Annotated in this window: 27 protein-coding genes; 14 read left to right on the forward strand and 13 right to left on the reverse strand. The window is 60.3% G+C overall.

Translation table 11 applies throughout. The features are described from left to right. Nucleotides 1-141: 141 nt before the first annotated feature. Both VNV36_RS16005 and htpX read left to right on the forward strand, forming a co-directional pair. The gene (locus VNV36_RS16005) at nt 142-1,353 is read left to right on the forward strand and encodes a pyridoxal phosphate-dependent aminotransferase (RefSeq protein WP_325718609.1); all 1,212 of its coding nucleotides are present in this window, start codon (nt 142-144) and stop codon (nt 1,351-1,353) included. A gap of 304 nt (nt 1,354-1,657) precedes the next feature. Beyond that, entirely contained in the window at nt 1,658-2,545 is an 888-nt protein-coding gene (gene htpX, locus VNV36_RS16010; RefSeq protein WP_007908619.1) for a protease HtpX, read from the forward strand. A 168-nt stretch (nt 2,546-2,713) separates the two neighbouring features. On the opposite strand, the gene VNV36_RS16015 is transcribed toward htpX, so the two are convergent. Next, nucleotides 2,714-3,370 (reverse strand): thiopurine S-methyltransferase, encoded by a 657-nt coding sequence (locus VNV36_RS16015; protein ID WP_325718610.1) that lies wholly within the window; start codon nt 3,368-3,370, stop codon nt 2,714-2,716. Between the two features lie 103 nt (nt 3,371-3,473). Here VNV36_RS16015 and VNV36_RS16020 point away from each other — a divergent pair, with 103 nt between their 5' ends. Further along, nucleotides 3,474-4,241, forward strand: a complete 768-nt coding sequence (locus VNV36_RS16020; protein ID WP_325718611.1) for a DODA-type extradiol aromatic ring-opening family dioxygenase — start codon at nt 3,474-3,476, stop codon at nt 4,239-4,241. Nucleotides 4,242-4,346: 105 nt separating this feature from the next. Here VNV36_RS16020 and VNV36_RS16025 read toward each other — a convergent pair whose 3' ends face one another. Continuing rightward, complete coding sequence (locus tag VNV36_RS16025; protein WP_325718612.1) at nt 4,347-6,020, reverse strand: DEAD/DEAH box helicase; 1,674 nt, start codon at nt 6,018-6,020, stop codon at nt 4,347-4,349. Between the two features lie 420 nt (nt 6,021-6,440). Here VNV36_RS16025 and VNV36_RS16030 point away from each other — a divergent pair, with 420 nt between their 5' ends. Next, the gene (locus VNV36_RS16030) at nt 6,441-7,232 is read left to right on the forward strand and encodes a crotonase/enoyl-CoA hydratase family protein (RefSeq protein WP_325718613.1); all 792 of its coding nucleotides are present in this window, start codon (nt 6,441-6,443) and stop codon (nt 7,230-7,232) included. 117 nt (nt 7,233-7,349) lie between these two features. Here the strand turns inward: VNV36_RS16030 and VNV36_RS16035 are convergent, their stop codons facing one another. Further along, entirely contained in the window at nt 7,350-8,105 is a 756-nt protein-coding gene (locus VNV36_RS16035) for a spermidine synthase (protein ID WP_325718614.1), read from the reverse strand. 152 nt (nt 8,106-8,257) lie between these two features. Here VNV36_RS16035 and VNV36_RS16040 point away from each other — a divergent pair, with 152 nt between their 5' ends. Further along, nucleotides 8,258-9,604, forward strand: a complete 1,347-nt coding sequence (locus VNV36_RS16040; RefSeq protein WP_038861070.1) for a class II 3-deoxy-7-phosphoheptulonate synthase — start codon at nt 8,258-8,260, stop codon at nt 9,602-9,604. Nucleotides 9,605-9,695: 91 nt separating this feature from the next. Here the strand turns inward: VNV36_RS16040 and VNV36_RS16045 are convergent, their stop codons facing one another. Then, on the reverse strand, nt 9,696-10,925 hold the full coding sequence (locus tag VNV36_RS16045) for a winged helix-turn-helix domain-containing protein (RefSeq protein WP_325718615.1): 1,230 nt from the start codon (nt 10,923-10,925) through the stop codon (nt 9,696-9,698). A 64-nt stretch (nt 10,926-10,989) separates the two neighbouring features. Further along, nucleotides 10,990-11,211, reverse strand: a complete 222-nt coding sequence (locus tag VNV36_RS16050) for a DUF1127 domain-containing protein (protein ID WP_325718616.1) — start codon at nt 11,209-11,211, stop codon at nt 10,990-10,992. A gap of 97 nt (nt 11,212-11,308) precedes the next feature. Here VNV36_RS16050 and VNV36_RS16055 point away from each other — a divergent pair, with 97 nt between their 5' ends. Beyond that, complete coding sequence (locus tag VNV36_RS16055; protein WP_172667885.1) at nt 11,309-12,163, forward strand: LysR substrate-binding domain-containing protein; 855 nt, start codon at nt 11,309-11,311, stop codon at nt 12,161-12,163. Here VNV36_RS16055 and VNV36_RS16060 read toward each other — a convergent pair. Continuing rightward, on the reverse strand, nt 12,153-12,899 hold the full coding sequence (locus VNV36_RS16060) for a sulfite exporter TauE/SafE family protein (RefSeq protein ID WP_414705524.1): 747 nt from the start codon (nt 12,897-12,899) through the stop codon (nt 12,153-12,155). The genes VNV36_RS16055 and VNV36_RS16060 overlap by 11 nt on opposite strands. 111 nt (nt 12,900-13,010) lie before the next feature. Between VNV36_RS16060 and VNV36_RS16065 the strand changes: the two genes are divergently transcribed. The 4 genes from VNV36_RS16065 (at nt 13,011) to VNV36_RS16080 (ending at nt 16,295) form a co-directional block, all read left to right on the forward strand. Next, nucleotides 13,011-13,967, forward strand: coding sequence for a LysR family transcriptional regulator (locus VNV36_RS16065; RefSeq protein WP_325718618.1), 957 nt, complete (start codon nt 13,011-13,013; stop codon nt 13,965-13,967). Between the two features lie 74 nt (nt 13,968-14,041). Then, nucleotides 14,042-14,497 carry a MarR family winged helix-turn-helix transcriptional regulator gene (locus VNV36_RS16070; RefSeq protein ID WP_325718619.1) on the forward strand — a complete coding sequence of 152 codons (456 nt, stop codon included), beginning with the start codon at nt 14,042-14,044 and terminating at the stop codon, nt 14,495-14,497. A 329-nt stretch (nt 14,498-14,826) separates the two neighbouring features. Further along, on the forward strand, nt 14,827-15,246 hold the full coding sequence (locus VNV36_RS16075) for an organic hydroperoxide resistance protein (RefSeq protein WP_325718620.1): 420 nt from the start codon (nt 14,827-14,829) through the stop codon (nt 15,244-15,246). 38 nt (nt 15,247-15,284) lie between these two features. Beyond that, nucleotides 15,285-16,295, forward strand: coding sequence for an alpha/beta hydrolase (locus tag VNV36_RS16080; protein ID WP_325718621.1), 1,011 nt, complete (start codon nt 15,285-15,287; stop codon nt 16,293-16,295). Between the two features lie 179 nt (nt 16,296-16,474). Here the strand turns inward: VNV36_RS16080 and VNV36_RS16085 are convergent, their stop codons facing one another. Then, nucleotides 16,475-17,044, reverse strand: coding sequence for an elongation factor P (locus tag VNV36_RS16085; protein WP_003226785.1), 570 nt, complete (start codon nt 17,042-17,044; stop codon nt 16,475-16,477). A 48-nt stretch (nt 17,045-17,092) separates the two neighbouring features. Beyond that, complete coding sequence (gene earP, locus VNV36_RS16090) at nt 17,093-18,235, reverse strand: elongation factor P maturation arginine rhamnosyltransferase EarP (protein WP_325718622.1); 1,143 nt, start codon at nt 18,233-18,235, stop codon at nt 17,093-17,095. 125 nt (nt 18,236-18,360) lie between these two features. Between earP and VNV36_RS16095 the strand changes: the two genes are divergently transcribed. Together VNV36_RS16095 and VNV36_RS16100 are read left to right on the forward strand one after the other, a co-directional pair. Next, a complete protein-coding gene (locus VNV36_RS16095; protein WP_325718623.1) occupies nt 18,361-18,774 on the forward strand; it encodes a hypothetical protein in 414 nt (137 codons plus the stop codon). A 2-nt stretch (nt 18,775-18,776) separates the two neighbouring features. Further along, on the forward strand, nt 18,777-19,259 hold the full coding sequence (locus VNV36_RS16100; protein WP_325718624.1) for a GreA/GreB family elongation factor: 483 nt from the start codon (nt 18,777-18,779) through the stop codon (nt 19,257-19,259). Between the two features lie 9 nt (nt 19,260-19,268). On the opposite strand, the gene cysB is transcribed toward VNV36_RS16100, so the two are convergent. The 5 genes from cysB to VNV36_RS16125 form a co-directional block, all read right to left on the reverse strand. Next, entirely contained in the window at nt 19,269-20,243 is a 975-nt protein-coding gene (gene cysB / locus VNV36_RS16105) for an HTH-type transcriptional regulator CysB (RefSeq protein WP_007908591.1), read from the reverse strand. Nucleotides 20,244-20,355: 112 nt separating this feature from the next. Further along, the gene (locus VNV36_RS16110; RefSeq protein WP_325718625.1) at nt 20,356-20,859 is read right to left on the reverse strand and encodes a universal stress protein; all 504 of its coding nucleotides are present in this window, start codon (nt 20,857-20,859) and stop codon (nt 20,356-20,358) included. A 97-nt stretch (nt 20,860-20,956) separates the two neighbouring features. Then, nucleotides 20,957-21,862, reverse strand: a complete 906-nt coding sequence (locus tag VNV36_RS16115) for a 5'-nucleotidase (RefSeq protein WP_325718626.1) — start codon at nt 21,860-21,862, stop codon at nt 20,957-20,959. Between the two features lie 24 nt (nt 21,863-21,886). Further along, nucleotides 21,887-22,843 (reverse strand): putative 2-dehydropantoate 2-reductase, encoded by a 957-nt coding sequence (locus VNV36_RS16120; RefSeq protein ID WP_325718627.1) that lies wholly within the window; start codon nt 22,841-22,843, stop codon nt 21,887-21,889. Next, on the reverse strand, nt 22,840-23,226 hold the full coding sequence (locus VNV36_RS16125; RefSeq protein WP_325718628.1) for a thioredoxin family protein: 387 nt from the start codon (nt 23,224-23,226) through the stop codon (nt 22,840-22,842). The genes VNV36_RS16120 and VNV36_RS16125 overlap by 4 nt, the downstream gene beginning before the upstream one ends. Between VNV36_RS16125 and VNV36_RS16130 the strand changes: the two genes are divergently transcribed. Then, nucleotides 23,225-23,668, forward strand: a complete 444-nt coding sequence (locus tag VNV36_RS16130) for a PilZ domain-containing protein (RefSeq protein WP_325718629.1) — start codon at nt 23,225-23,227, stop codon at nt 23,666-23,668. The genes VNV36_RS16125 and VNV36_RS16130 overlap by 2 nt on opposite strands. A gap of 129 nt (nt 23,669-23,797) precedes the next feature. Further along, nucleotides 23,798-24,874 carry a 3-deoxy-7-phosphoheptulonate synthase gene (locus tag VNV36_RS16135; protein WP_325718630.1) on the forward strand — a complete coding sequence of 359 codons (1,077 nt, stop codon included), beginning with the start codon at nt 23,798-23,800 and terminating at the stop codon, nt 24,872-24,874. Nucleotides 24,875-24,934 lie beyond the last annotated feature (60 nt).

Genomic DNA, 24,934 nt, shown 5'->3' on the forward strand with positions numbered 1-24,934 from the left:
CCAGTCTGGCAGCCAGACCGGGCGCATTCAAACGGATTCTGAGCGACCAAAAGCCAGACCTCCGCCTGTGCGAAGACGCAGCAATCCCAGTACGGTTGTCCATTTGCCGCCTGGATCGTTCATTTTCGGGATCACATCGCCATGCAGTTCAGCAAATCGAACAAGCTCGCCAACGTCTGCTACGACATTCGCGGCCCGGTGCTCAAGCACGCCAAACGACTGGAAGAGGAAGGCCAGCGCATCCTCAAGCTGAACATCGGCAACCCGGCGCCGTTTGGTTTCGAAGCGCCGGACGAGATCCTTCAGGACGTGATCCGCAATCTGCCGACCGCGCAAGGCTACAGTGACTCCAAAGGCCTGTTCAGCGCGCGCAAGGCGGTGATGCAGTACTACCAGCAGAAGCAGGTCGAAGGGGTCGGCATCGAAGACATCTATCTGGGCAACGGCGTTTCCGAACTGATCGTGATGTCGCTGCAGGCGCTGCTCAACAACGGCGACGAAGTGCTGGTTCCAGCGCCGGACTACCCGCTGTGGACCGCTGCGGTCAGCCTCGCTGGTGGTAACGCCGTGCATTACCTGTGCGACGAAGGCGCCGACTGGTTCCCGGATCTGGCTGACATCAAGGCCAAAATCACCCCGAACACCAAAGCGATGGTGATCATCAACCCGAACAACCCCACCGGCGCGGTGTATTCGAAGGAAGTGTTGCTGGGCATGCTGGAAATCGCCCGTGCGCATAATCTGGTGGTCTTCTCCGACGAAATCTACGACAAGATTCTCTACGACGATGCCGTGCACGTTTGCACCGCTTCGCTGGCGCCGGATCTGCTGTGCCTGACCTTCAACGGCCTGTCGAAATCCTACCGGGTGGCCGGTTTCCGCTCCGGCTGGATCGCCATCTCGGGGCCGAAACACAACGCGCAGAGCTACATCGAAGGCATCGACATGCTGGCCAACATGCGTCTGTGTGCCAACGTGCCGAGCCAGCACGCGATCCAGACCGCGCTGGGTGGTTACCAGAGCATCAACGACCTGGTGTTGCCGCAGGGCCGTTTGCTGGAACAGCGCAACCGTACCTGGGAACTGCTCAACGACATTCCCGGTGTGAGCTGCGTCAAGCCGATGGGCGCCCTGTATGCGTTCCCGAAAATCGATCCGAAGGTCTGCCCGATCCATAACGACGAGAAATTCGTCCTCGACCTGTTGCTGTCCGAGAAGCTGCTGGTGGTGCAAGGCACGGCATTCAACTGGCCGTGGCCGGATCACTTCCGCGTGGTCACCCTGCCTCGCGTCGATGATCTGGAAATGGCCATCGGCCGCATCGGCAACTTCCTCAAGTCCTACCGCCAGTAATGGGCCAGCAGTGCGCAACGGATCGACCTTTGCGCACTGTCTGATTCAGCAACACATCTTTGATCCGCGCCTTTGCAGCCCCTCTACACTTGCGATGCGAGCTGTGCTGACGTGTCTGACCTAATGGCGGCGGGGCGCAAGGCTGTGTCATCCGTATCGGAATCGAAGGTGGGATTTTTCGTTTCTGCCAGAGAAACTGCTGTAGGACACAGTTTGAAATAGTCACTCGGTTGAATAGCCCGGTGCCGCACCTTATATACCCCGCAGTACGCTACATCTTTAGCTTGAGGAGAGTTCTACAACCATGATGCGCATCCTGCTGTTTTTGGCCACTAACCTGGCGGTCGTGCTGATAGCCAGCATCACCCTGAGCCTGTTCGGCTTCAACGGGTTCATGGCGGCCAACGGGGTCGACCTCGACCTCAGTCAGCTGCTGGTTTTCTGTGCGGTCTTTGGTTTCGCCGGTTCGCTGTTCTCACTGTTCATCTCCAAGTGGATGGCGAAGATGAGCACCGGTACGCAAATCATCAGCCAGCCTCGCACCCGTCATGAGCAATGGCTGCTGCAAACGGTCGAGCAACTGTCCCGCGAAGCCGGGATCAAGATGCCTGAAGTCGGTATCTTTCCGGCCTACGAGGCGAATGCCTTCGCCACCGGCTGGAACAAGAACGACGCGCTGGTCGCGGTGAGTCAGGGCCTGCTCGAGCGTTTTTCGCCCGATGAAGTGAAGGCCGTACTGGCCCACGAAATCGGTCACGTCGCCAATGGTGACATGGTCACGCTGGCGCTGATCCAGGGCGTGGTGAACACCTTCGTGATGTTCTTCGCACGAATCATCGGCAACTTCGTCGACAAGGTGATCTTCAAGAACGAAGAAGGTCAGGGCATCGCCTACTACGTGGCGACGATCTTCGCTGAACTGGTGCTGGGTATCCTCGCCAGTGCGATCGTCATGTGGTTCTCGCGCAAACGCGAATTCCGGGCCGACGAGGCCGGTGCACGCCTGGCCGGTACCAGCGCGATGATCGGCGCCCTGCAACGCCTGCGCGCCGAACAGGGCCTGCCGGTGCACATGCCGGACACGCTGAACGCTTTCGGCATCAACGGTGGCATCAAGCAGGGCTTCGCCCGTATGTTCATGAGCCACCCCCCGCTGGAAGAGCGTATCGACGCACTGCGTCGTCGCGGTTGATTAAACCGGCGACAATGAAAAGGCCCGCAGTGATGCGGGCCTTTTTTGTATCAGGCGGTTATGCGTTGGCAGTGCCGGCCATTTCGCGAGCAGGCTCGCTCCCACAGGAAAATGCATTTCCAATGTGGGAGCGAGCCTGCTCGCGAAATGGCCGGAACTGCATAAAAACTATCTGGAAAAGACCCGATAAACCCGCTCCCCCAACCACTCGACCCCGGCCTGCAAGAACTTCGGGCTGTCAGCCAGCACGTCCCGCTCTTGCAGCCTATCCACTAGCCAAGCCTCACCCAGCAAGCGCTGCACCTCATCATCATTCACTGCAAACGGCGGCCCCGGGATCTGGGCCTGATCGTAATCCAGCGTAATCAGCAGCCCCTGCATTCCGTGCCCCAGCAACTGCTGCAGGTGCGCCGTGTAGCGCTCACGCATCGCTTCCGGCAAGGCAATCAGCGCGGCGCGGTCATACAAAGCTGTGCACCCGGCGACATCTTCCGCCGTCAGCGCAAAGAAATCCCCGCACCAGAGTTCGATGACATCACTGCGATAAACCTTGAAAGCGCCCTGCTCGCTGATCTGCGGCTCAATGCGATGCTCGCTGAAAAAGTCCTCAATGGCTTTCTCCGACAGCTCTACCCCAAGCACCTGATGCCCCTGCCCGGCGAGCCAGAGCAAATCCAGACTCTTTCCACACAACGGCACCAGCACACGCGCCGACGGCGCAATCGCCAGTTCTGGCCAATAGCGCTGCAAATACGGGTTGGCCTCGGGCTGATGAAAGCCGATCTGGTTCGAATCCCATTTCTTGTACCAAAACTCAGGCTGCATGGATTACTCCTGAAAAATCGATGAAAAACCGCAGAAACTTATATTGGATTCAGATCGATGACCTGATTGATGATGGCTCATCTTAACGCTCAGGAACCCTTCCATGTTGCCCAGCCTGTTCATTTCCCACGGTTCACCGATGCTGGCCCTGGAGCCCGGTGCCAGTGGCCCGGCGCTGGCGCGACTGGCCGCCGAACTGCCGCGCCCCAAAGCCATCGTCATCGTCTCGGCGCACTGGGAAAGCCAGGAACTGCTGGTCAGTAGCCAGCCGCACCCGGACACCTGGCACGACTTCGGCGGTTTTCCGCGTGCGCTGTTTGAAGTGCAGTATCCGGCACCGGGCGAACCGCAGCTGGCAGCCGAAGTGGCCGAGTTGCTGAAGGCCAACGACCTGCCTGCGCGTCTCGACCCGCAGCGCCCGTTCGATCATGGCGTTTGGGTGCCGCTATCGTTGATGTATCCGCGGGCCGATATTCCAGTGGTGCAAGTCTCACTGCCGAGTCGCGGCGGGCCGGCGTTGCAGACGCGGGTTGGCCGTGCCCTGACGAGGCTGCGCGAACAGGACATCCTATTGATCGGCTCCGGCAGCATCACCCATAACCTACGCGAGCTGGATTGGCATGCCGGCCCGGACAGCATCGAACCGTGGGCGCGGGATTTCCGTGACTGGATGATAGCCAGGCTTGCCGCCGACGATGAGACGGCGCTGCATGACTATCGCCAGCAGGCACCGAATGCGGTGCGTAGTCATCCGAGTGATGAGCATTTGTTGCCGTTGTACTTTGCTCGCGGTGCCGGCGGGGTTTTCAGCGTGGCGCATCAGGGTTTTACAATGGGCGCTTTGGGCATGGATATTTATCGCTTCGGTTGAAGCATTCGCGAGCAGGCTCGCTCCCACAGAAGCCAAAATCAGGCAAAAAAAATCCCCGAACCAGTCGGGGATTTTTTATCTGCGATCAATCAGCCCAGAGGCGGATCAATCTTCGCGGTAGCGACGCAGTTTCAGCTGCTTACCGGCAACGCGAGTGTCCTTCAGCTTGGTCAGGAGTTTCTCCAGACCTTCTTCCGGCAGCTCGACGAGGCTGAAGCTGTCACGCACCTGGATGCGACCGATCGCTTCACGGGCCAGACCGCCTTCGTTGAGGATGGCGCCCAGCAGGTTTTTCGCCGCGATACCATCACGCGCACCCAGCGCAGTACGGCAACGAGCACGGCCTTCGCCCAACGGCATTGGCGCACGACGCTCACGATCACCACGGTCCGGACGGTCGCCGGAACGCTCAGGACGGTCGCCACGCGGTGCGTTGTTCGGCACCAGTGGACGTTCCTTCTCGATCGCTGCCAGATTCAGCGCTTGACCGTTGGTAGCCTTGCGCAGCAGCGCAGCGGCCAGTGCACGCGGGGTGCAACCGATGTCAGCGGTCAGGCGGTCGAGCAGATCACCGTGGGTCGATTCGGCATCAGCGACCAGCGGCGACAGGCTGTTGGTCAGTTTCTTGATGCGTGCATCAAGCACAGCCTGAGCGTCCGGCAGACGCACTTCGGCCACCTTCTGACCGGTCACACGCTCGATCACTTGCAGCATGCGGCGCTCACGCGGAGTCACCAGCAACAGCGCACGACCCTCGCGACCGGCACGGCCAGTACGGCCGATACGGTGCACGTAGGATTCCGGGTCGTACGGCATGTCAACGTTGAACACGTGAGTAATGCGTGGAACGTCCAGACCACGAGCAGCAACGTCAGTCGCCACAACGATGTCCAGACGGCCATCCTTGAGCGAGTCGATGACGCGCTCACGCTGGTTCTGGGCAATGTCACCGTTCAACGCGGCGGCTTTGTAACCTTTGGCGTCGAGGGCGCTGGCCAGGTCCAGGGTCGCTTGCTTGGTGCGTACGAACATGATCAGTGCGTCGAAGTCTTCGACTTCCAGCAGGCTGAGCACGGCCGAGGTTTTCTGGTCAGCGTGAACCAACAGGTGAGCCTGTTCGATCGCGGTAACGGTCTGGGTCTTGCTCTGGATCTTTACGTGCTTCGGATCGCGCAGGTGGCGCTCGGCGATGGCACGGATCGATTGCGGCAGGGTTGCCGAGAACAGGACGGTCTGACGGGTTTCCGGCATGGCCTTGAAGATGACTTCGAGGTCGTCCATGAAACCGAGTTTGAGCATTTCGTCCGCCTCGTCCAGAACCAGGTGGTTCACGGTGGCGAGGACTTTTTCGTCGCGACGCAGGTGGTCGCACAGACGGCCCGGGGTGGCGACAACGATCTGTGCGCCATTACGGATTGCTTTCAGTTGTGGGCCCATCGGCGCGCCGCCGTAGACAGCCACAACAGTCACGCCCGGCATTTGCTTGGCGTAGGTTTCGAAAGCGGTTGCAACTTGTAGCGCCAACTCACGAGTTGGGGCCAGGATCAGAGCTTGCGGCTCGCGCTTGGACGGATCAATGCGGTGCAGGATCGGCAGGGCAAAGGCAGCGGTTTTACCGGTACCGGTTTGCGCCTGACCAATCATATCGTGACCGGCGAGAATGATCGGGATCGACTGCTGCTGAATGGCCGAAGGCTCTTCATAGCCGGTAGCGACTACTGCAGCGACAATATTGGGATGAAGTTCAAGAGCGGCGAAGCCGCCGATTTCCTGGGTCATGGGTCTGCCTCTAAGTGCATCCGCAAAGACCCATGCTTCAAAGCTGCGCATGCCGTGTTGAGACTCAAGAGTCGCCCTGGCAGCTTTGTCGGCGGGGATTTGCGAAAACGAATGAATGAAAAAGAATCGTCAAGGAAGAGCCCGCAGTGCGGACGTGCAGCCGAAGCTGACTTCGGGGAATTGCGCTACCTAAACGCGGCCCGGTTAAAGGCCGGCGCGCACTATACCGGAATTTGCCCGAAAAGGGAGCTTTTTTTATCGCCGCAATCCATGCGTCACCGCCGTGTAATGGGGTTTTGCGGATAATCGCACAAGGGTCTATTTTGCAAAGGCCCGACCCTGCGGGCGATGCCGCTAAAACGATTCACCGACCTGTGGCAAAGCGCCGCGCCCCCGCCCTTCCCGTCCGAGGATGTCACCATGAACCAGCCCTGTGCCGGGCGCGTCAGCCGAGAACGTCGCGGTCACGTGCACCTGATCGGCCTCGATCGGGCAGCCAAGCGCAACGCCTTCGATCTTGATCTGCTCAACGACCTGAGCATCGCTTACGGAGAATTCGAAGCTGACCGCGAAGCGCGGGTGGCGGTAGTGTTCGGGCATGGCGAGCACTTCACCGCCGGGCTCGATCTGGTCAATGCCAGCGCGGCGCTGGCCGAAGGCTGGCAGGTTCCGACCGGCGGTTGCGATCCTTGGGGCGTTTTCGTCGGGCCACGGGTGAGCAAACCGGTGATTGTCGCTGCGCAGGGTTACTGCCTGACCATCGGCATCGAGCTGATGCTGGCGGCGGACATCAATCTGTGCGCAAGCAACACCCGCTTCGCGCAAATGGAAGTGCAGCGTGGGATCTTTCCTTTTGGTGGCGCGACTTTACGTTTTCAGCAGCTCGCCGGCTGGGGCAATGCGATGCGCTGGTTACTCACCGGCGATGAGTTCGATGCGCACGATGCGTTGCGTTTGGGCCTGGTGCAGGAAGTGATGGCCAGTGAAGACCTGATGCCTCGGGCGCTTGAGCTGGCCGAAAGAATTGCCCGGCAGGCACCGCTGGGGGTGCAGGCGACCTTGATGTCGGCGCGACAGGCGCGCTATGAAGGTGAGACGGCGGCGGCGCAGGCGCTACCGACATTGGTGAAGAAGTTGCTCGCCACTGAAGATGCCAGGGAAGGGGTTCGCTCGTTGGTGGAGCGGCGGCCTGGGATCTTCAAAGGGGTCTGATGAATTGCACACCCCCTTGTAGGAGCTGCCGAAGGCTGCGATCTTTTGATCTTGTTTTTGAAAATCAAAATCAAAAGATCGCAGCCTTCGGCAGCTCCTACAGGACCGAGTCGCCACTCAGGTCGCCGGGCGAATCGCGTTGATCAACGACAGCAACGAATACCCCAACCGCGGCGCCAGCGCTTGCGCCCGTTGAGTCAACGCCTGCATGTCCAGCACCTGATCCAGATCCGCCGGAACAATCAGAATCACATTGCCCTCCTTCACCGGCAATTCCCAGTAATGCCGGTGATAGAGGCCGCGCAGCAGCGCCGCACCCAGCGGTTTGCCGTCGTCTGTAGCCCACTGGTTGATCACCAGCCAGCCGCCGGGATTCAGACGCTTCTGACAATCGCCGAGAAAACTCCAGGCCAGATGCCCGACACCGGGGCCGACGTCGGTGTACAGGTCAACAAAAATCAGATCCGCCGGCTCGGCGCTCGGCAGCAGTTCGAGCGCATCGCCAACGCGGATGTACAAACGCGGATCGTCATCCAGGCCGAGATATTCGATGGCCAGGCGCGGCACGTCGGGGCGCAGTTCGATGGCTTCGACGTCTTCCAGCGGCAGGAACTTGAGGCAGGCCTGGGTCAGCGTGCCCGCGCCCAGTCCAAGGAACAGCGCGCTTTCCGGCTGCTCGTGGCACAGCGCGCCGATCAGCATCGCCCGCGTGTAGTCGTACTCCAGCCAGCTCGGGTCGGCGGTGAACACGCAGCTCTGCTCGATCGCATCGCCGAACTCGAGAAAGCGGTAATCGGCCACTTCCAGCACGCGAATCACACCGAACTCATCCTGTACTTCGGCGAGCAGATGCTCGACGCGCTCCTCAGTCATTTCGTCTCCTGATGGTCACCGGGCGCGGTGACGCGATGGCACCGCTGTGGTGCCGTGGCAAAGCGGCGATTGTCGGCGATGGGGCGGGAACAGGTCACGCACTAATTGCTGATACCATGGCGTTCCCCTGCGTATGAAACTTCGAGACCGTGATGAGCCAACCGTGGAGCCCTGACAGCTGGCGCGCCCTGCCGATCCAGCAACAACCGCAATACCCCGACGCCGCGCACCTGCGCCAGGTCGAGCAAACCCTGGCCAGCTATCCGCCGCTGGTGTTCGCTGGCGAGGCACGCGAGCTGCGCCGCCAGTTCGCCGAGGTCACCCAGGGCCGGGCGTTTCTGCTGCAGGGCGGCGATTGCGCGGAAAGCTTCGCCGAATTCTCTGCAGCGAAAATCCGCGACACGTTCAAAGTGTTGCTGCAGATGGCAATCGTCATGACGTTCGCTGCCGGCTGTCCGGTGGTCAAGGTCGGGCGCATGGCCGGCCAGTTCGCCAAGCCGCGTTCGGCCAATGACGAAACCATCGGCGGCGTGACCCTGCCGGCCTACCGTGGCGACATCGTCAACGGCATCGGTTTCGACGAAAAAAGCCGCGTGCCGGATCCGGAGCGTCTGCTGCAGTCCTATCATCAGTCCACCGCAACGCTGAACCTGCTGCGCGCCTTCGCTCAGGGCGGATTTGCCGACCTGCATCAGGTGCACAAGTGGAACCTGGATTTCATCGCCAACTCGGCGCTGGCGGAAAAATACAGCCACCTCGCCGACCGCATTGATGAAACCCTGGCATTCATGCGCGCCTGCGGCATGGACAGCTCGCCGCAACTGCGCGAAACCAGTTTTTTCACCGCCCACGAAGCCCTGTTGCTGAACTACGAAGAAGCCTTCGTGCGCCGCGACAGCCTGACCAACGATTACTACGATTGCTCGGCGCACATGCTGTGGATCGGCGACCGCACCCGCCAGCTCGATGGCGCGCATGTCGAGTTCCTGCGCGGGGTGAACAACCCGATCGGCGTCAAGGTCGGCCCGAGCATGAACCCCGACGACCTGATCCGCCTGATCGACGTGCTCAACCCGGATAACGATCCGGGTCGGCTGAACCTGATCGCGCGGATGGGCGCGAACAAGGTCGGCGACCATCTGCCGGCGCTGATTCGCGCGGTGCAGCGCGAAGGCAAGCAAGTGCTGTGGAGCTCCGACCCGATGCACGGCAACACCATCAAGGCCAGCAGCGGCTACAAGACCCGCGACTTCGCGCAGATTCTTGGCGAAGTGAAACAGTTCTTCCAGGTGCACGAGGCGGAAGGCAGTTACGCCGGCGGCATCCATATCGAAATGACCGGGCAGAACGTCACCGAGTGCATTGGCGGTGCGCGGCCGATTACCGAGGATGGCTTGTCCGACCGTTATCACACCCACTGTGATCCACGGATGAATGCCGACCAGTCGCTGGAATTGGCGTTTCTGATTGCCGAGACCCTGAAGCAGGTCCGGCGCTAGACCGCATCCAGTGCAGGAGCTGCCGAAGGCTGCGATCTTTTGACCTTGATCTTCAAAAACAAGATCAAAAGATCGCAGCCTTCGGCAGCTCCTACAGGAAGCCGTTCAATTGGGCTAATGCCACCCGCAAACGAGCCGCACTCTCGCGCTGACAATTCAACTGCACCCGCTCAAGCCCTAACCAACCCGTCATCCGCCGCAGATTCAGTGCCAGCGCCAGCATGCCCTCCTCATCCAGTCCCGGTTCCTCCTCGTGAACTGCATGCACCGCCAACTGCCCCGCCGCACGCTCGGCACGCAGATCAACCCGCGCGGCGATCCGCTCATTGTGTAAAAACGGCAGCACGTAATAGCCATAGATCCGCTTGGGCTGCGGCGTGTAAATCTCCAGGCGATAGCGGAAATCGAACAGGCGCTCGGTGCGGCTGCGCTCCCAGATCAACGAGTCGAATGGCGACAGCAACGCGCTCGCTGTCACCTTGCGCGGGATTTTCGTCTGCGGCAGGGAATAGGCGATCTGCCGCCAATCGGCGACTTCACACATCTGCAATTGCCCCGCTTCCACCAACTCAGCCAGCCGCGGCCGCGCATCGGCCGGATTCAGGCGAAAATAATCGCGCAGGTCTTTCTCGGTGCCGACGCCCAACGCTTGCGCCGCGTGCAACAGCAAGCCGCGTTGCGCCTCGGCCTCGTCAGGCATCGGCTGCTGCAGGATCGCTGCAGGAATCACCCGCTCGGGCAGATCGTACAAGCGCTCGAAACCGCGGCGCCCCGCGACAGTCACCTCTCCAGCGGCGAACAACCATTCCAGTGCGTGTTTCTCAGCGCTCCAGTCCCACCAGGGTCCGGCCTTGTCCTGGCGGGTCGACAAGCTGCCAGCGCCCAGCGCGCCCAGCTTTTCAACCGAAGCCAGCACGCGGCGAATCGTCTCCTGCTGTTCGCGGCCAAACCTGGCCAATTGCTGATAGATATCCTCGCCGCGCCTGGCTCGCTGCATCCGCCAGCCCAACAACGGATACATCGACAGCGGCAGCAACGATGCCTCATGGCCCCAGTATTCGAACAGCGTGCGCCGACGCCCCGAACCCCAGGCAGCCTGGTCGAGTAAATCAGAGGAATAGGAACCGAGACGGGAAAACAGCGGCAGGTAGTGCGAGCGCACCACGGCAGTGACGGAATCGATTTGCAGCAGGCCCAGCCGTTCGACTAGACGGTTGACATGAGTTGCTTTGACGGTTGGCGGCTGGCGCCCGTTGAACCCTTGGGCAGCCAGCGCCAGACGTCGCGCCTGTTTGAGGGAAAAGGACAATGTCGCGGGCATTCATTCCTCCATGTCTGCTCGCAACCTACCTCACCTGAAAGGGATTTGTGTAGCGATAGCCTCATCATTTATGCATCGGATCGTCCCAGAACGGCCGCACGGTTTCATGTTCGACATCGGCGCGGCTGATGCCGATGTCCTTCAACGCTTCGTCGCTCAGGCCGGCGAGCATTTCCCGTTCACGGTGCAGTTCGTACCAACGGCTGAACTTGTGCAGCAGATCGGAAACGAGATGGCCGTGGCCAGACAGCTGTTCTTCACCTGCATACTCTCTTTGACCTTTCATCGTCTTGCCTCCTTTTGTGGATGGCTCAAGTCTCGCGCCGGCGCTAAGATCAATCCAACGAATGTTTCTGATGGCATGCATCACGGAGATTCATCAATTGTCCGCGTACCCCAGTATCGATACCGATGTCCTGCGCACCTTCGTCGCGATTGCCGATCAGGGCGGTTTTACCCGTGCTGGCGAGATGGTCAATCGCACCCAGTCGGCGGTGAGCATGCAGATGAAACGTCTGGAAGAAGACGTGTTGCAGCGCCAGTTATTCGAACGCGATGGCCGCCAGGTGCGCTTGACCGCTGAAGGCCAGGTACTGCTCGGTTACGCGCGGCGCATCCTCAAATTGCACAGCGAAGTCTTTAACACCCTGCGTGAACCGCACATGGTCGGCACGGTGCGCATCGGTACGCCGGATGATTACGTGATGCGTTTTCTGCCGGGGATCCTGTCGCGGTTTGCGCAGTTCTATCCGCTGATTCAGATCGAGGTGCATTGCGAGTCGAGCAAGCAGTTGCTGCAACGCACCGACCTTGACCTGTCGATCGTCACCCGCGAGCCGGGCAACGAAATCGGGCAGTTGCTGCGCAAAGAGCGCTTTGTCTGGGCCGAGGCACAGAACTTCAGCGCCCACGAACAGACGCCATTGCCCCTGGCGATGTTCAACAGTGATTGTTTCTGTCGCTTGTGGGCGTGCAATGCGCTGGATGCGATGGGCCGTGATTACCGCATCGCCTACAACAGCAGCAGCCTGTCGGCGCTGATGGCCGTGGTCAGCGCGGGCCTGGCGATCACCGCGCAGCTGGAGAGCCTGATCACCCCGGACATGCGCATCCTCGGTGCCGCCGAAGACCTCCCGCTGTTGCCCGAGGCGAGCATCATGCTGATCCGCAACCTGAACAATCCTTCGCCGATCACCGAGTGCCTGGCCGAGCACATCGTCGAGGGTTTTAAACTTTAAACGCGAGCATCACCGCACACAGCACCAGGAAACCGCAGAACAGCCCGCGCAGGAGTTTTTCCGGCATGGCGTGGGCGACTTTCACCCCCCAACTGATGCTGGCTAGCCCGCCGATGGCCAACGGCAGGCCAATCATCCAGTCCACTTCGTGATGCACGGCGTAGGTCACCAGCGTCACGCCTGTGCTCGGCAAGGCCAGCGCCAGCGACAATCCTTGAGCGACCACTTGCGTGGTGCCGAACAGGCTGGTCAACACCGGCGTCGCTACCACCGCGCCGCCAACGCCGAACAAACCGCCCATGGTTCCCGACGCCGCGCCCAGTACGCCGAGCCACGGCCAGGAATAGCGCATTTGAGCGGTTGGCGCCGGGCGAGTGCCAAACATTTTCAACAGGTTGTAAGCCGACAACGCCACCAGAAATGCAACAAAACCGATACGCATGGTTTGCGCATCGATGCCCACCGCCCAAATCGACCCGAGCCAGGCAAAGCAGAAGCCCATGACCGCCAGCGGCAGTGCATGGCGCAATTCGATACGGTTGCGCTGGTGATAGCGCCACAGCGCCAGCATCACGTTCGGCACCACCATCACCAGCGCCGTACCTTGGGCGATCTGCTGATCGAGGCCAAACCACACGCCCAGCAGAGGAATGGCGATCAAACCACCGCCAATGCCAAAGATCCCGCCCAAAGTGCCAAGGGCAGCGCCGAACAGCAGGTACAACAAAAACTCCATCACAAGCGTCATCCTCTAGCGTCAGGCGCCCCATGCTACGCAGTCGCGCCTAGCGGGGAAACGCACAGCAACGCACAATGGCTATGCCGATTTTGCACAAGCGTGGTTTTCATGAATCCCAACCAACTGACCGATCAGCTCGGTTTGTTTCTCGATGTGCTGGAGAGCGGCAGCTTTTCAGCCGCCTCGCGTCGCCATCCACTGACGCCCTCCGCCGTCGCCCGACGCATCGACAGTCTGGAAAGCGCCGTCGGCAGCCAGTTGTTCGTGCGCAGCACCCATGCCGTACTGCCGACTTCGGCCGGTCTGGCTTTTGCCGAACGGGCACGGCGGATCATCGCCGAGTTGCAACAGGCTCGTGCCGAGGCCGTTTCTCTGAGCAGTGCGCCGGAAGGCCTGATCCGTATCGACGCACCCGCAGCGTTCGGGCGCCGGCATCTGGCGCCGGTGATTGCCGATTTTCTATTGCTGTACCCGGGGCTGGATGTGCAGATGCACCTAATCGACAGTTTTATCGACATGGCCGGCGCGAATCTGGGCAAGGTCGATCTGGTATTGCGCGCCGGGCAACTGGCCGACTCGCGTCTGGTCGCCACGCCATTGGCGAGCATGGTCCGCGTGGCCTGCGCCAGCCCCGACTATCTGAAGCGACGCGGCGTGCCCAATCATCCCGCGCAGTTGAGCGAACATGACGGTCTCGACTGGGAAGGCCTCGCCCCACCCTTTGCCTGGAAGTTCGAAGTGGACGGCCAGTTGCAATTGCACCGTCCGTCGCGCGTGCGCCTGAGCGCCAACAATGCCGAAGCGCTGGCGTGTGGCGCAGCGGCGGGACTGGGCGTCGCACACCTGCCGACCTGGCTGGCCAGCGAATACCTGCTGCGCGGCGAACTCCTGCCGCTGTTCTGCGAAAACGGTCTGCCGCCGGCGGAGTCCACTGGCATCTATGCACTGCGCATGGAACAGCAGATCCATTCGCGCAGTCGTCTATTGCTCGAATACCTGAAGACTCGCTTCAGTCCGGTGCCGCCATGGGATCTGGCACTGCAACGGCAATTCGCCCGGCACTGACGCCGGGCATATTTATCTGGCGCATTAAAGATTCGAGCGCTAGATTCAGAACGATCAACGATCAAGGCTTTGACATGACTTCCGAACGCGACAACTGCGACGACCTGCTGCTCGACAATCAGGCGTGCTTCGCCCTTCACTCGACCTCGCTGATGATGACCAAGGTCTACAAGCCGCTACTGCAAGCGCTAGGCCTGACCTATCCGCAGTATCTGGCGATGATGGTGTTGTGGGAGAAGGACGGTTTGACTGTCGGAGAAATCAGTGCACGCCTGTTGACTGATCCGGGATCGCTGACGCCGTTGCTCAAGCGCCTGGAGGCGGAAGGCCTGCTCAGCCGCACCCGGAGCCGGGAGGACGAACGGGTAGTGATTGTCGAGCTGACCGAAGCGGGCCGGGCATTGCGCGACAAAGCGCAGACCGTGCCGCAGTGCATTCTCGGCGCCAGTGGCTTCACTCTGGAGCGCTTGCAGAAATTGCAGGCTGAATTGCAGGCATTGCGTGGCCACCTGGAAGACAGCCTGAATTAAGCCCCCACCATATCCCCCTGTAGGAGCGAGCCTGCTCGCGAAAGCGGTGCATCAGTCGAAGCGGATGTCGCCTGACACGACGCCTTCGCGAGCAGGCTCGCTCCCACATTGACTTCAACGATCACGAAAATATTTTTCGCGCCCGAACTCCCTCGCCAGGCGCTCTAGATCAAGCCTTACGCTCCCCTTCCATGCCTTGTCTTTGAGCAAAGCGCCCTTTTTTCCTGAAATTTATCTTGCGCACTAAACATTTGCGCTATACATTCTCTTCACACCTACTTAGCGCGCAAACAATTAGCGCATAACAACACCACCATGAGGCTCACACCATGCAAACTCTCTACACCGCAATCGCAACTTCCACTGGCGGCCGTGACGGTCGTGCTATCTCCAGCGACAACGTGCTCGACGTCAAACTGGCCACGCCGAAAGAACTCGGCGGTGCTGGCGGCGCGGCGACCAACCCTGAGCAACTGTTTGCTGCCGGCTACTCGGCCTGCTTCATCGGCGCGCTGAAATTCGTCGCCAGCCAGACCAAACGCAAGATTCCTGACGACGCGTCGATCACCGCTCACGTCGGCATCGGCCAGATCCCGGGCGGCTTCGGTCTGGACATCGACTTGCACATCAGTCTGCCGGGCCTGGAACACGCCGATGCGCAAGCGCTGGTCGACGCCGCCCACCAGGTCTGCCCGTACTCCAACGCCACCCGTGGCAACGTCGATGTCCGTCTGCACGTGACCGTCTAAAATCACCGAAGCCCCCGGCCCGAACAAGGAAATGGAACATGAACACTTTCAGCAAAGTCTTGACCGGTACCCTTCTCGCCCTGTCTGTGCACAGCGCTTTTGCCGGTGATGTCGAACACAACACTCAGGCCTTTCTCGATGCGCTGAATGCCGGCACCGGCAAGCCGATCGAGCAGCTGTCGCCCAAGGATGCCCGCGCCGTGCTGGTCGGCGCGCAGTCCGGAGTCAAGTTGACGCTGCCCAAAGCCGATGTCAGCGAGAAGACCATCCAGGTCGATGGCCAACCGTTGAGCCTGACCATCGTCCGTCCGGCCGGGGTCACGGGTGAGCTGCCGGTGTTCATGTTCTTCCACGGCGGCGGCTGGGTGTTGGGGGATTTCCCGACTCACGAACGTCTGGTGCGGGATCTGGTGGTCGGTTCGGGGGCGGCGGCGGTGTTCGTCAATTACACCCCTTCGCCGGAGGCGCATTACCCGGTGGCGATCAACCAGGCCTACGCCGCGACCAAGTGGGTGGCGGAACATGGCAAAGAGCTCAACGTCGACGGCAAGCGACTGGCCGTGGCCGGCAACAGCGTCGGCGGCAACATGGCCGCGGTTGTTGCGCTGATGGCCAAAGACAAGGGCACGCCGGCGATCAAGTTCCAGGTGCTGCTGTGGCCGGTGACCGATGCCAACTTCGACACCGGTTCCTACAACCAGTATGCCGAAGGGCACTTTCTCACTCGCAACATGATGAAGTGGTTCTGGGACAACTACACCACCGATGCCAAGCAACGTAACGAGATCTATGCGTCACCGCTGCGCGCCAGCACTGCGCAACTCAAAGGCCTGCCGCCTGCACTGGTGCAGACCGCCAGCGCCGACGTATTACGTGATGAAGGCGAAGCCTATGCACGCAAACTCGACGAGGCCGGGGTGCCGGTAACGTCGGTGCGTTTCAACGGCATGATCCACGACTACGGCTTGCTCAACGTGGTCAGCCAGGTGCCGGCAGTGCGTTCGGCGATGTTGCAGGCTTCGCAAGAGCTGAAAGAACACCTGAAATAAACACCTATCCCAATGTGGGAGCGAGCCTGATCGCGAACGCGTCCTGTCACACAACGCTTCACCGAATGACACACCGCTTTCGCGAGCAGGCTCGCTCCCACAGGGTTCAGAACGTTTGCAACAGGCACAAAAAAACCCGACTCAATGGTCGGGTTTTTTCTTTGCGCAAAAAGCAGTGCTTATTTGGCACGGCCTTTGTAGGAACCGCCTTCGCGGGTATCGATCTCGATCATGTCGCCGATTTCGATGAAGTCGGCAACCGACAGCTCGGTACCGTTCTTCAGTTTGGCAGGCTTCATCACCTTGCCGGAAGTGTCACCGCGCGCGGAGCCTTCGGTGTAGTCAACCTGACGCACGATGGTGGTCGGCAGCTCTACGGAAACCAGACGCTCTTCGAAGAACACGGCTTCGCAAACGTCGGTCATGCCTTCTTCAACGAAAGGCAGAACGCTTTCGATGTCTTCGGCGTTCAGCTCGTACATGGTGTAGTCAGTGGTGTCCATGAACGTGTAAGTGTCACCGCTGATGAACGACAGGGTGGCTTCTTTACGATCCAGGATCACGTCGTCCAGCTTGTCGTCCGCACCGTAAACGGTTTCGGTCTTGTAACCGGTCAGCAGGTTCTTCAGCTTGGTCTTCATGATCGCGCTGTTACGGCCCGACTTGGTGAATTCAGCTTTCTGAACCAGCCAAGGATCGTTGTCGATACGGATCACGGTACCGGGTTTGAGTTCTTTACCAGTTTTCATTGCGGATATCCGAATTTGGATGGGATTTACAAAAATCTAGGCCGCGTATCATATCCAATTTACATAAAACTGCACCAGCGCCGTGGCAAGATCGGCCTGCAAGGCCTGTTCCAGACACCATGCTTCGGCGTTTTCCCGCAGTTCGGGCCAATGATTTCGCGCCGCCAGCCAGTGTTCGCCGATAGGCTGGCCCGCGCTCCACGCTCGCCACAGACCGTTCATCGCCTCGGCAGCAGCAGGTGAAAGGCCCCTGCTGTAGAGCTCAAGGAAAGCATCGAGCTTGTCCAGATGAATGTCATCGTCCTGCTGATAGATGTGCCAGAGCATCGGCCGTCCCGCCCATTGCGCGCGCACGAACGAATCTTCGCCGCGCACCGCGTTGAAATCGCAACACCACAGCAAATGATCGTATTGGTCCTGGCGCACGAAGGGCAGTACTTGCACGGTCAGCGACTGACGCTGATGAATCGCCCCGACCGTCAGGGTTTCCACGCCCAGCCAGCGCGCCACATCGCCGAGAATCCGCCCTTCCGGCACCAGCAGGTGCGTAGGCTTTGCGTCGGCCGCCAACACCTCCAGCCAACTGGCCAAACCGGCGTTTTCGTAAGCAAACAGCGAGATCAATTGCGCATCAGGCGCAGGATCGATGCCGAGGCCTTGGAGGAATTGTCGCTGTGCCGGCCGATTCTGCTGAAATTGCCGACGCTGTTCGAGCAGTCCGCGTTCGCGCAGCAGCCCGCCCGTGCCCGGTTTGAAGCCCGGAAAAAAGAAGAACTTCTGCACCGTTTTGTATTTCACCGACGGCAGACCGTGGCAGCCGGTCACCCAGTCCTCGGCGCTGAGGTAATCGAGGTTGAGCCACAGCGGCGGCGTTTCCCGGGCGGCCATGCTGTCCATGTACTCGGTAGGCAACTGACAGGCAAAAGCGGCGATGACGACGTCGGCAGCGTCGGCATGCAGCCATTCGCTCGGCCAGTGGCGCACGTCGACACCCTGCTGCCATTGTTGCGCGAGATCGATGTCGATCTGCGGGCAGATGCGCTCGAATGCACGCAGATCGTCCACCCACAGGCGCACCGGCAAGGCCTGTTCGGCCACCAGTTGCCGGGCCAGACGCCAGGTCACGCCGATGTCGCCATAGTTGTCGACCACGGTGCAGAAAATGTCCCAGCGGGGTTTTCCTTCAGGCATGCCTTTCTCCCGTTGGCAAAAGCATCGATTGTCCGCATAAATGCGCTCGCGCAGAAGAGCCGACGGCGATTAATCTTCGTGCGACAATCGCCACTTGCCCGCAACCATCCGCCAGGAGGCCTGTCATGCCCTACCGTCCGAATTCGCGTCGTCCCTTGCCTGTTCAGCTTAGCGCGCTGCAACTGACCGGCAGCATTGCGCTCGGCCTGTGGCTGGGCTTCCTCGCCATTGCCCTGACCTGCTGGCTGCTTTCGCATTTGTTGTTTGCCAAGCAATTGGCCCCGGTGGCTCAAGCGGTGCAGCAATTGGCCAATCCGCCAGCAGCCGTCGAGCCACAGCAGGACGTTGCGCCGCCGCCATCGCCGATGTTCCAACAGTACGAAGAAAACCTGCGCAAGAACGAACAACAGGCCCGGCTGGATCAGGCGCGCGCCAATTCGCGCAATGCGTCGAACCCCAAATGCCAGTTCTGGCTGCAGCAGGACCAGACCGCGCCGACCGAAAAGAGCCGCGCCAACGTTTTGCAATTCTGTGATTGAACATGAACAAACACAGCGTTCACCAATTGATTCTCGACAGGCTGCGCATCGACCTCGACATCGCCGAACGCGCCGCGCAAACCGCTTACGAAACCGCGACCCACGAAGAAAACATCGCCGAAAACAAGTACGACACCCTGGGGCTGGAAGCGTCGTATCTGGCGGCAGGTCAGGCGAAACGGGTCGAGGAGATTCGCCAGTCACTGGCGCTGTGCCAGAAACTGACGTTGCGCGCTTATGACGAAAATCGCGGAATCGAGGTCGGCGCCCTGCTCGGTCTCGAAGATGAAAAGGGTCGCGAGCAATGGCTGTTTTTGGCGCCGGATGCGGCGGGCCTGAAAGTCGATGTGGTGGGTCAGCCGATCACCGTCATCACCCCGCGCTCGCCATTGGGCAAAACCCTGCTGGGCAAGCTCGAGGGCGATGAGGTGGAGATTCTGGTGGCGGGCACCCGGCAACAGTTCACTGTCACCGAGGTGCTCTGAAGCGGATGCTTAGTGAACGGGCAGTTCGACGCCGTCGAACAGCTCTTCCAGCTCTTGCTTGTTGTGGCACTGAATGGCTTTGGCCATGACCTCGCGGGTCAGGTGCGGGGCGAACTTCTCGATGAAGTCGCACATGAAACCACGCAGGAAAGTGCCACGACGGAAACCGATCTTGGTGATGCTCGATTCGAACAGCTCGCTGGCATCCAGCACCACGAGGTCGTTGTCGAGTTTGGTATCCACCGCCATCTTCGCCACGATGCCCACGCCCAGGCCCAAGCGCACGTAGGTTTTGATCACGTCGGCGTCAGCCGCAGTGAACACCACTTTCGGCGTCAGGCCACGATGGCTGAAGGCTTCGTCGAGTTTGGAGCGGCCGGTGAACCCGAACACGTAAGTGACGATCGGGTACTCGGCCAGCGCTTCGAGGGTCAGCTTCGGCAGTTTCGTCAGCGGGTGGCCCTGAGGCACGACCACGCAACGGTTCCAGCGGTAGCACGGCATCATCACCAGATCGCCGAACAGCTCCAGCGCTTCGGTGGCAATGGCAAAATCGACGGTCCCGTCAGCGGCCATTTCGGCGATCTGCATCGGCGAGCCCTGATGCATGTGCAAGGCCACGTCCGGGTATTGCTTGATGAAATTGCTGATCACCGGCGGCAGCGCATAACGTGCCTGGGTGTGAGTGGTGGCGATCGACAGGGTGCCTTTTTTCTCGTTGGAGAATTCCTGGGCGATCTGCTTGATGCTTTCGACCTTGCGCAGAATCTCGCCGGCGGTGGTGATGATGCGCTCACCAGCGGGGGTTACGCGGGTCAGGTGTTTGCCGCTGCGGGCGAAGACTTCGACGCCCAGTTCATCTTCCAGCAGGCGGATCTGCTTACTGATGCCCGGTTGCGAGGTGTACAGGCTTTGGGCGGTAGCGGAAACGTTGAGGTCGTGGTGCGCCACTTCCCAGATGTAGCGCAGTTGTTGAAGCTTCATATCAATCCCTCAAAGCAGGTAGACGCCACGGGCATCAGCGACGGTATATAACTATATTAATGGTTTGAAGAATAAATCTAGAACTTTTTATCAAAACGCCATTATTCCTGCTTCAGCGATCCTCCCGCCGCCGGCGCTCCATCAAAGGCACCAGATAAACCGGCACCTTGGCCAATTGCAGGACCCGCGCCGCCGTGCGCCCCAACGGCGTTTCCGCGCCGACGCCATGGCTGTGACTGCCGACGATCAGCAGGTCGACCGAGAGCTTGTGCACCTGCTCGAGAATCACCTGCGACGGGTCCCCCTGCAGCACGCGCACTGCGCGAATGCGCTGCAGATCCAGCTCGCCGTCGTCCCCCAGTTCTTCACGAAAGCTGTCCAGCACCCGCTGTTCGATATTGGCGATGACTGTTTTCAGACCCTGACTATGGAATTCGTTCAATGCCTGCTCGTCGAGATAGCTCTGCAACACCGACTCGGCAAACAGCCCCATGGGTTCCACCGCGTGCACCACATACAGATCGGCATTGAAAGTGCGGGCCAATGCCAGCGCATGCTGCATCACGAACGGTGCGTAAAGACCGAGGTCGGTGGCATACAGCATTGAGCGAATCATGGGACCTCCTCACGTGCCGACGATGGCGGAGATTGATTCAGCTTAGCAGCGCCTTGGCGAGTACGACGTGCGACGCAACGTCCTGAATGAAAAGGCTCTAGATCGTTGGTTCGTTACTGATGCCATGGGGCACGTGACCCGTGGCGACGACTTCGCGGGCCAGTTCGCAGTGGCCGGTCTGGTCATCGAAAAACACGTCGGCGGCGAAGGCTTCAAGGAACGCGGATTTGGTCAGTCCGCCGAGAAACAGCGATTCATCGAGACGGATATCCCATTCGCGCAGCGTGCGAATCACCCGCTCATGGGCCGGCGCCGAACGCGCGGTGACCAGCGCCGTGCGGATCGGGCAATCGTCATCGGGGAATTCGCGCTGCAACAGATTGAGCGCCGCGAGAAAACCTTTGAACGGTCCACCACGTAGTGGCTCACGCGCCGATTCGCGTTCCCTGGCCTGAAACGCTTCCAGCCCGCCGGACTGATAAACCCGCTCGGATTCGTCGGAAAAAATCACCGCGTCACCGTCGAAGGCAATGCGCAATTCATCGCTGGCCGCGCGGCTGGCGCCACCGGAGAGAATGGTCGCCGCTGCAAATCCGGCGTCCAGCGCCGCGCGAACATCTTCGGCATGGGTGGAGAGAAACAGGTCGCAGCCAAACGCTTTCAGATAAGGATACGGACTACGCCCACCGACGAACGCTGCGCGGGAAATCGCCAGACCGTAATGGTGAATCGAATTGAACACGCGCAGCCCGGTGTCGGCGCTGTTGCGCGAGACCAGAATCACCTCGACCCGCGCGCGACCAAGCCGACTGTTCAGGCTCAGGAGTTTTTCCACCAGCGGGAACGCATCGCCCGGCGCGAGAATTTCGTCTTCGTGCTCGATCTGATATTGCCGATAGGCTTCGACGCCGCTCGACAGGTAAACCTTGTGGCTTTCGCTCAGGTCGAACAAGGCGCGCGAGGAAATCGCCAGCACCAGTTTGTCATCGATGTTATTGGCCATGCCTTCCCCCAGCAAGCAACCGACTCAGGTATTGCGTCGGTCGATGAAACACAAAAGGCGATACAACGCCTCGATACGCGGCAACTCACAGCCCGCCGTTTTTGCCGCCGCCAGTGGCCGGGCGTAGATCGCCTCCAGCTCCAGCGGGCGTTTGTGTGAAAAATCGTGGTACATGCTCGGCCAGTAGTCGGGCATTTTTTCAGTCATGGTGAACAGGTACTCGGCGTAGCCGGGCGGGATCTCGTATCCGCAAGCCTTGGCACCCTGTACCACCTCGGCCATCAATGCCTGAATCGAAGCGCGACTGTCGGCATCGGCCATCAGCGCTGCGGTGCCCGCGCCGAGCAATACCGAAAGCCCGTTGTAAGGAACATTCCAGACCAGTTTCTGCCAGCGCGCCTGATGCAGGTTGGCCATGGCTTGCGAATCAATGCCAGCCGTGCGGAACAGCCCGGCGCCCTCTTCGACAATTGCCATGCGCGCGACTTCATCGATGGCCGGGCCACTGTGGTAGCCGACATTCACCGCGCCAAGCGCCTGATGGGTAATCTGCCCCGGGCCGTCGCGATGCACACAGATCAGGCACAGACCGCCGAGCAGATGCAACGAATCCGGCAACAGCGCCCGCAGGCTGTCTTCGACGTCCAGACCGTTTTGCAGCAACAGCACTTTGGCCTCGGGTTTAGCAGCCTGAATGATCGCCGGCGCCAGACCGGCGTTGCTGGTGGTCTTCGTGCCGACCAGCAGCCAGTCACAAGGTGGCATGTCTTCGGCGGCGGAATAGGCATTGGCCGGATGCAACGTTAAAGGGCCGTGCACCGCACTGTTGATCTGCAAACCGCGCTCAGCCACCGCCGAGAATTCGCTGCGCAACAAGAAGTGCACATCGAACCCGGCGCGCGTCAGCATCACCCCGTAGAACCCACCGATTGCACCGGTGCCGATAATCCCCACCACCGGTTTGCTGACTGTTTCGCTCATGGCAACTCCTCTGCAATTCGACCCAGCGCCTGCGCCACTGCCTGGTCGAGTTCATCAACGGTCAGGCGAGTGTGCACTGCGCCAAAGAACTCGCCGTCACGCACCACAAACAGCGCCGGCAAATGAAACACCTGATAACGCTCCACCAAGCCGCCATTGTCGCCGGCATCGATCCAGCACAGCCGATCGATGGCCAGCGCCTGGCCGGGCAGGACCTCGCGGGCATAGCGACAACTGGCGCAGCCGACGCTGGTGAAAATCACCAGGGAAACACCGCTCATCGCCAGCAGCCGCTGGTCGGCGTCGAAGTCGGTCAGCTCGTATTCGGCCACTATACTGGGGGAAACCGTGGCAACTGGCCGACACAGGGAGTCTGTGCTCATGGGACGTTTCATTCCTCATCCGGACGAAGTGCCGGTTGAATTGACGTTACTCAAGCCTGAATGCATTTCCAGACAACAGCTGCACACTATCAGCCTCGGCGGCATCGCTTGCAATTACCACCGCGCCTGGCGTCATGGCACCGCATTGCAAGTGCGCATGCCGACGCTGAATGCCGACTTCTGTTATCCGGGTTACGTAGCCTGGTGTCTGCGTCGCAAAAAGGGCTATCTGGTGGGCATCGCTTTCACTGACGAACAGACCCTGTTCAGCGCGCGAATGGGTGAGCAGATGTGTCAGATCGAACGCTATTACCGCATGCAGGACAGCCATGACGACCTGCAGGATATTCAAGCGCTGGCGCTGCAATGGGTCGAGCAGCACGCCGAAGAGTTCTCCCATGACAACCTGCGCAAGGCTTTTGCGCAGCCAGCGCTGGACTAAAGCACCGCTTGCCCATTGTCGAGCCGCGTCTGACGCGCTAAGGTTCGGCTCCCCCGACGCGCTAAATCCGCTGTGCTCCGCCGCGCGGGGATCGCTGGCGGCCGGCACCCGTGACCTGACGAGTAAACGATGGCTGATTTACCGATCAACGACCTAAACGTCGCCTCTAACGAGACCCTGATCACTCCCGATCAGCTCAAGCGTGATATCCCCCTGAGCGACGCCGCCCTGCGCACCGTCACCAAGGGCCGCGAAGTCATTCGCAACATTCTCGATGGCACCGACCACCGTCTGTTCGTCGTGATCGGCCCATGCTCGATCCACGACATCAAGGCCGCCCACGAATACGCCGACCGCCTCAAGGTGCTGGCTGCGGAAGTCTCCGACACCCTGTATCTGGTCATGCGCGTGTATTTCGAGAAGCCGCGTACCACCGTCGGCTGGAAAGGCCTGATCAACGATCCGTACCTGGATGACTCGTTCAAGATTCAGGATGGTCTGCACATCGGTCGTCAGTTGCTGCTCGACCTGGCCGAAAAAGGCCTGCCGACCGCCACCGAAGCCCTCGACCCGATCTCTCCTCAATACTTGCAGGACCTGATCAGCTGGTCGGCCATCGGCGCGCGCACCACCGAATCGCAGACTCACCGCGAAATGGCGTCCGGCCTGTCCTCCGCCGTCGGCTTCAAGAACGGTACCGATGGCGGCCTGACCGTAGCGATCAACGCCTTGCAGTCGGTGTCCAGCCCGCACCGTTTCCTCGGTATCAACCAAGAAGGCGGCGTGTCGATCGTCACCACCAAAGGCAATGCCTACGGTCACGTGGTGCTGCGTGGTGGTAACGGCAAGCCGAACTACGATTCGGTCAGCGTCGCCCTGTGCGAGCAGGCGCTGCACAAGGCGAAGATCAAGCCGAACATCATGGTCGACTGCAGCCACGCCAACTCCAACAAGGACCCGGCCCTGCAGCCGCTGGTGATGGAGAACGTCGCCAACCAGATCCTCGAAGGCAACCAGTCGATCATCGGCCTGATGGTCGAAAGTCACCTGAACTGGGGCTGCCAGGCAATCCCCAAAGACCTCGCCGATCTGCAATACGGCGTGTCGATCACCGATGCCTGCATCGATTGGTCCGCCACGGAAAACACCTTGCGCAGCATGCACGCCAAGCTCAAGGACGTACTGCCGAAACGTCAGCGCACGTAAACAGGGTTTCGCGGGCACAAAAAAACGCCGGGGATTGCCCGGCGTTTTTTTGTGTGCGGT

The organism is Pseudomonas sp., assembly GCF_035554175.1.
In the GTDB taxonomy this organism is placed as follows: domain Bacteria; phylum Pseudomonadota; class Gammaproteobacteria; order Pseudomonadales; family Pseudomonadaceae; genus Aquipseudomonas.

Coding starts and splice junctions, on each gene's coding strand:
- VNV36_RS16005 (WP_325718609.1), top strand. CDS start 142: ATGCAGTTCAGCAAATCGAACAAGCTCGCCAACGTCTGCTACGACATT.
- htpX (WP_007908619.1), top strand. CDS start 1,658: ATGATGCGCATCCTGCTGTTTTTGGCCACTAACCTGGCGGTCGTGCTG.
- VNV36_RS16015 (WP_325718610.1), bottom strand. CDS start 3,370: ATGCAGCCTGAGTTTTGGTACAAGAAATGGGATTCGAACCAGATCGGC.
- VNV36_RS16020 (WP_325718611.1), top strand. CDS start 3,474: ATGTTGCCCAGCCTGTTCATTTCCCACGGTTCACCGATGCTGGCCCTG.
- VNV36_RS16025 (WP_325718612.1), bottom strand. CDS start 6,020: ATGACCCAGGAAATCGGCGGCTTCGCCGCTCTTGAACTTCATCCCAAT.
- VNV36_RS16030 (WP_325718613.1), top strand. CDS start 6,441: ATGAACCAGCCCTGTGCCGGGCGCGTCAGCCGAGAACGTCGCGGTCAC.
- VNV36_RS16035 (WP_325718614.1), bottom strand. CDS start 8,105: ATGACTGAGGAGCGCGTCGAGCATCTGCTCGCCGAAGTACAGGATGAG.
- VNV36_RS16040 (WP_038861070.1), top strand. CDS start 8,258: ATGAGCCAACCGTGGAGCCCTGACAGCTGGCGCGCCCTGCCGATCCAG.
- VNV36_RS16045 (WP_325718615.1), bottom strand. CDS start 10,925: ATGCCCGCGACATTGTCCTTTTCCCTCAAACAGGCGCGACGTCTGGCG.
- VNV36_RS16050 (WP_325718616.1), bottom strand. CDS start 11,211: ATGAAAGGTCAAAGAGAGTATGCAGGTGAAGAACAGCTGTCTGGCCAC.
- VNV36_RS16060 (WP_414705524.1), bottom strand. CDS start 12,899: ATGGAGTTTTTGTTGTACCTGCTGTTCGGCGCTGCCCTTGGCACTTTG.
- VNV36_RS16065 (WP_325718618.1), top strand. CDS start 13,011: ATGAATCCCAACCAACTGACCGATCAGCTCGGTTTGTTTCTCGATGTG.
- VNV36_RS16070 (WP_325718619.1), top strand. CDS start 14,042: ATGACTTCCGAACGCGACAACTGCGACGACCTGCTGCTCGACAATCAG.
- VNV36_RS16075 (WP_325718620.1), top strand. CDS start 14,827: ATGCAAACTCTCTACACCGCAATCGCAACTTCCACTGGCGGCCGTGAC.
- VNV36_RS16080 (WP_325718621.1), top strand. CDS start 15,285: ATGAACACTTTCAGCAAAGTCTTGACCGGTACCCTTCTCGCCCTGTCT.
- VNV36_RS16085 (WP_003226785.1), bottom strand. CDS start 17,044: ATGAAAACTGGTAAAGAACTCAAACCCGGTACCGTGATCCGTATCGAC.
- earP (WP_325718622.1), bottom strand. CDS start 18,235: ATGCCTGAAGGAAAACCCCGCTGGGACATTTTCTGCACCGTGGTCGAC.
- VNV36_RS16095 (WP_325718623.1), top strand. CDS start 18,361: ATGCCCTACCGTCCGAATTCGCGTCGTCCCTTGCCTGTTCAGCTTAGC.
- VNV36_RS16100 (WP_325718624.1), top strand. CDS start 18,777: ATGAACAAACACAGCGTTCACCAATTGATTCTCGACAGGCTGCGCATC.
- cysB (WP_007908591.1), bottom strand. CDS start 20,243: ATGAAGCTTCAACAACTGCGCTACATCTGGGAAGTGGCGCACCACGAC.
- VNV36_RS16110 (WP_325718625.1), bottom strand. CDS start 20,859: ATGATTCGCTCAATGCTGTATGCCACCGACCTCGGTCTTTACGCACCG.
- VNV36_RS16115 (WP_325718626.1), bottom strand. CDS start 21,862: ATGGCCAATAACATCGATGACAAACTGGTGCTGGCGATTTCCTCGCGC.
- VNV36_RS16120 (WP_325718627.1), bottom strand. CDS start 22,843: ATGAGCGAAACAGTCAGCAAACCGGTGGTGGGGATTATCGGCACCGGT.
- VNV36_RS16130 (WP_325718629.1), top strand. CDS start 23,225: ATGGGACGTTTCATTCCTCATCCGGACGAAGTGCCGGTTGAATTGACG.
- VNV36_RS16125 (WP_325718628.1), bottom strand. CDS start 23,226: ATGAGCACAGACTCCCTGTGTCGGCCAGTTGCCACGGTTTCCCCCAGT.
- VNV36_RS16135 (WP_325718630.1), top strand. CDS start 23,798: ATGGCTGATTTACCGATCAACGACCTAAACGTCGCCTCTAACGAGACC.